This window comes from Sphingomonas sp. (genome assembly GCF_035758555.1).
In the GTDB taxonomy this organism is placed as follows: domain Bacteria; phylum Pseudomonadota; class Alphaproteobacteria; order Sphingomonadales; family Sphingomonadaceae; genus Sphingomonas_B.
Genome location: NZ_DASTXI010000211.1, coordinates 1 through 4,725 on the forward strand (window position 1 = coordinate 1; position 4,725 = coordinate 4,725).

Genomic DNA, 4,725 nt, shown 5'->3' on the forward strand with positions numbered 1-4,725 from the left:
TCGACATGTTCCGGCGCAATCCCCTCTCCCCGATCCGCGACGGCGACATGGACCATCGGGCCTTCGGCGGCGGCGGAGATGGTGACGGGAGTTCCCGACTCGCCGTAGCGCAGCGCATTGGTGACGAGATTGTCGAGCAGCTGCAGGATCTGACTGCCGTCCGCCGCGATTGGCGGAAGGCCGTCATCGACCGCGCGCACCAGCGCCGATCGGCGCTCGTCGGAGGCGCGCTGCAAGCTAGCGGCAGCCGAATCGATTAGTGGCGCCAAGTCGATCGCGTCGGTCGGCTCGGTGAATTTCTCGGCTTCGATGCGGGACAGCGAAATCAGGTCTTCGACGACCCGCTGCATCCGGCGTGCCTCGTCGTGCACCACGGCCAGGAAGCGTTGGCGCGTCGCGGTGTCGAGCTCGTCCGATTGCTCGCGCAGCGTCTCGGTATAGCCGATCAGGGTGGCCAGCGGAGTGCGCAGTTCGTGGCTGGCATTGGCGACGAAATCGACGCGCATCTGCTCGGCGGCGCGGGCTTCACTCCGGTCGAGGAAGCGGACGAGGCATGCGCTGTCGGTGAGCCGTGCGGTGCGCATCAGCCAATGCCGGCGCGACCCATCGAGCCCGGTCAGCTCGACTTCTTCGGGGACATCGCCTGGGCGTTCAAGCGCTTCGAGCGCCGCGGGATGCGAGAGGAAAGCGTCGAGGGCCTTCCCTTCGATCTCACTGCCGAGCAGCGCCCGCGCCGCCGCATTGGCCGAAATTACGTGCGAATGGGCCGCGACAAACGCGGCCTCGCTGAGCCCCTCGAGGAGCGCCGCTGTGTCCACTGTCCTGTCCGCCATGGCGCGCGCGACCTAGGGCTTTGCAGGTTCGCGCGCCAGCGATTGCGCGCGGGGCGGCACCGGCCTAGGCGCGCTTGTATGGCCACAAAGTTCGAAACCTTTGCCGCGCTGCACGTGCCCGGCGATCCTGTTGTCCTCTACAACATCTGGGACGTGGGAAGCGCTCAGGCAGTTGCCGCGGCGGGCGCGAAAGCGCTGGCGACGGGGAGCCATCCGGTCGGCGACGCATCGGGGTTCGGCGACGCACAGCAAGTGCCCCTCGACTACGTGTTCGACAACGCCCGCAGAATTGTAAATGCGGTCGATCTGCCGCTGACGGTCGACTTTGAAAGCGCCTATTCCGCGGATCCGAAAGCTGGCGCGGCGAATGTGGCGCGGCTCAAGGAAACGGGCGCGGTCGGCTGCAATTTCGAGGACCAGGTGATCGGCGGCGAGGGGCTTCACCCGCTCGACCTGCAGGTGAAGCGCATCGAAGCAATCCGCCGCGCGGTCGGAAGCGATTTCTTCATCAACGCACGCACCGATCTGTTCCTGAAGACTCAGACCTACGACGATGCGCTGGTCGGCAAGGTAGTCGAGCGCGGCAAGGCGTTCGCGGATGCCGGGGCGAGCGGCTTCTTCGTCCCGCGCCTGTCGGATCCGAAGCAGATCGAGCGCGTGGTGCGCGAGGTGCCGCTGCCGCTCAACGTCATCGCTTTCCCAGGCGCGCCGGACAAGAAGGTCTGGGCGGATGCCGGCGTCGCCCGGATCAGCCACGGCCCCTTCCCGCACCGCGCACTGATGGCGAAGCTGACCGAAATGGCGCGCGACGCGATCGATTAGGTCTTCGCGGGCGTCCGCCGCATCTTCGCGACGACCTTCTGCGCCACTTCGGCGTCTTGACCGGTCAACGGCCGGCCCATCGGCGTGCAGCTCTTGCCCATGCTCTCTCCCAGCGCCGCGCACATTGTGACGGCGGCCACTTCCACGCCGGTCTGGTACGCCGCATAGACGACGTGCGCTCGCGTGGCCGAGGCCATCCGGCTTTTGAACGCCGGATCCGCGCAGAGCGCAGCACGGTCGAACGTCCAGACTTCGGGCTCGTCCCGGGTCGGATCGAACACCACCCGCACTCGGCTGTCGGATGGTTCGAGCGGCGTGACCCGGGCTTCGCGGAAAAAGTCGACCTGCTTCTGGGCCCAGTCGAGGGTGCTGTGAAACTCGGCAAGCGCGAGCCGCACATCGCGCCGGTCCACCGACGAAAGGCCTCCTGCCCCCGTCAGTTCCTGATAAACAGAGGTCGGCGCCGTCACCGCCGGCATCATGTTGACGGTGCTTACCGCGTCCCATTTAGTTGCGGGAGGGCAGTCGCCCTTCGCCAGTGCAACCGAGAATGCCTTTTCGGGCTCGACGATGCTCGCAAGATCATTCTGCCAGTTGCGGAGCAAGACGACGTCCATCTCGCTCTCTTCGAACAGCCGCTCCATCAGTTGGTGATGCTTCGCCGCATCGGCACGGCGCGATGCCCACTCCTGAAGCTCGAACGCAATCAGGATTCCGGCGAGTACTCCTAGCGTCTCAAGGATCAGCAGCAGCCATTCGCGATCTTCGATGTGCCGGAACGATTCGCCGACGCGCTTGAACAGCATCATGACGCACGGCCCCCCTGCGCGCCGGCTTTATGCCACGGACTTGCGTTTCCACCAACGGGTGCGCGGACCCGACTTGAGCACCGTCTTGCGGAACATGTGAGCGCCGGTGCGCAGGATCAGCGCGACCCACAGCCCCTGCCACGCAATGGCGACGAGGTGCGGCCACCAGTCGGGCTGCTCGGCCGCGCGGGCGAGCATCGCCATCGGCGAGGATAGCGGAAACACTGCTGCGGCCAGCCCTTCGGCGGAATCAGGCGAGCCGATGACCGTCGAGGCGAAGCCGAAAATCAGCACCTGGCCGAAGGTGATCGGCATCGACATGGTCTGGACCTCGCGCACGGTCGAGGCCTGCGCGCCGATGGTCAGGAAGGCCGCGCCGAGCAGCATGTAATTCATCGCGAAATAGACCACCGAAAGCAGAAGGAAGCCGGGCCAGCCCACCGCCGGCGGCGGCAAGGTCTGGACGCCGCCCTGCTTGATGAACTGGATGAGCAAAGCCCCGGCGCTCAGCCACACGATGATGCCGAGGACCGACGCGGCGAGCATCGCGAACAGCTTGCCGACGAACAAGGCGTCGATCGGCACCGCGGCGGCAATCACCTCGATGATCTTGTTCGATTTTTCCTCGATCAGCTGCGAAAGCAGCATGCCCGACAGCAGGATGGTCAGGAAGAACAATAGCATCTGACCGATCTGCGCGGTGACGGCGCGGTCCTTGACCAGCGAGCCGGGCGAGCTGGACTTGATCCATTCGACCTCCAGCGACGGCCTGGCCGATTCAGCCGCGGCGGCGTTGTGGAGCATAAGCCGCAGCTGGTTATCGGTCGAATCGCCCTTGTGGACGTCGCCGACCAACTGGAAATCGTCCGACGCGCCGGTCAGCACGGCCTGGATCGGCGGATTGCGCGAGGCGAGCAGCCGCTTCTGCTGGGCGGCAAGATCTGTCTCCGGGGCATAATTGACCAGCCGCACCACGGCGTCATCGCTGGTCGCCTGCGCGAGATTCGACCGCGCGGCGGCAATGCCGGCGAACTCCGCTCGCGGGGCGACGACCGCGATCACCGGCCGCTGCGCCTGCGTTGCGACGCGCGCGCCGATCCCGCCGAATACGCCGCCCATCAGCAGCGGGAATAGCGGGGCGAGCAGGAAGAAGATGAACGCCTTCGACAGCACCGTCGCGGTGAAGTCGCGGCGCGCGATGACCATTGCCGAGCGGAGGAAGCGGATCATTGCGGCTTGTCCTGCCCCATCGCGGCTGCGGCGGCATCGCCGGCAATCGCGACAAACGCGTCGTGCAGCCCGGGACGCTCAATCGCCAGCGTCTCAATTCCCGCGCCCCCGTCGATGAGCGCCCGAAGCAGTGGCTCCGGCCCCGACGCGGGAAGCTCGAAAACCCATTCGTCGCCTTCCCGCCGCGCGCCGGCCGGAAAGGCGGATCGCCACGGACCGTCGCTGGCGCGGGTCCGCAGGCGAACGATCGCGCTCAGCTTGGCGCGCGCCTCATCGACTCCGCCGTCGAACGCGACCTTGCCCTTGGCGATGATCGCCACCTCCTCGCACAGCCGCTCGGCATGGGCGATCACGTGCGTCGAGAAGATGATGGTGACGCCGGCGCGCGCCTCCCGGCGGATCAGCTCCTCCAGGCGCGCCTGGTTGATCGCATCGAGGCCTGCGAAAGGCTCATCGAGCACGATTAGCCGCGGCTTATGGATGATGGTGCCGAGCAGTTGCACCGTCTGCGCCATACCCTTCGACAGGGTGCGGATCGGCTTCCTGGCCCAGTCGCCTAGCTTGTGCTCGTCAAGCAGCGCATCGGCGCGGCGCCGGCCTTCCTGCAGTGGCAGCCCGCGAAGCGCACCCATGAACGCAATCGCGTCACGCGCGTGCATTGAAGGGTAGAGGCCGCGCTCTTCGGGCAGGTACCCGACTTCTGTCGCGGCTTCGAGCGGACGCTCACGGCCGAGCACGCGGCGGCTGCCGCTCGACGGATCGATGATCCCGATCAGCATGCGCAGCGCGGTGGTCTTGCCGGCGCCGTTGGGGCCGAGCAGGCCATAAATGGAACCGGTGGGGACACGGAGGCTCACGCCATCCACCGCGCGAGTGCCGTCGAAATCCTTGACAAGGTCGACCGCTTCGACCGCGATGGGCATATCAGTCCGTTCGTGCTGAGCCTGTCGAAGCACTGGTTTTCCTAAAGAAATCAAAGGCAGGCCTTCGACAAGCTCAGGCCGAACGGTGTAGGTGCGGCGTGTGCATAA

At 66.2% G+C, this 4,725-nt stretch carries 5 protein-coding genes; 1 reads left to right on the top strand and 4 read right to left on the bottom strand.

All coding sequences use genetic code 11. The features are described 5' to 3' along the window. Window positions 1-818 (bottom strand): sensor histidine kinase (locus tag VFT73_RS12570; protein ID WP_326411627.1); only part of this gene is annotated, 818 nt, incomplete at its 3' end. A gap of 93 nt (window positions 819-911) precedes the next feature. On the opposite strand from VFT73_RS12570, the gene VFT73_RS12575 reads away from it, so the two are divergent. Continuing rightward, the gene (locus tag VFT73_RS12575; protein ID WP_326411629.1) at window positions 912-1,655 is read left to right on the top strand and encodes an isocitrate lyase/phosphoenolpyruvate mutase family protein; all 744 of its coding nucleotides are present in this window, start codon (window positions 912-914) and stop codon (window positions 1,653-1,655) included. Here the strand turns inward: VFT73_RS12575 and VFT73_RS12580 are convergent. From VFT73_RS12580 to VFT73_RS12590, 3 genes are read right to left on the bottom strand one after another with little or no spacing between them, the layout of a single operon-like run. Further along, complete coding sequence (locus VFT73_RS12580) at window positions 1,652-2,464, bottom strand: hypothetical protein (RefSeq protein WP_326411631.1); 813 nt, start codon at window positions 2,462-2,464, stop codon at window positions 1,652-1,654. The genes VFT73_RS12575 and VFT73_RS12580 overlap by 4 nt on opposite strands. A gap of 27 nt (window positions 2,465-2,491) precedes the next feature. Continuing rightward, a complete protein-coding gene (locus VFT73_RS12585) occupies window positions 2,492-3,694 on the bottom strand; it encodes an ABC transporter permease (RefSeq protein ID WP_326411633.1) in 1,203 nt (400 codons plus the stop codon). After that, entirely contained in the window at window positions 3,691-4,617 is a 927-nt protein-coding gene (locus VFT73_RS12590; protein WP_326411635.1) for an ABC transporter ATP-binding protein, read from the bottom strand. Before VFT73_RS12590 ends, VFT73_RS12585 begins: the two co-directional genes overlap by 4 nt. Between the last annotated feature and the right edge of the window lie 108 nt (window positions 4,618-4,725).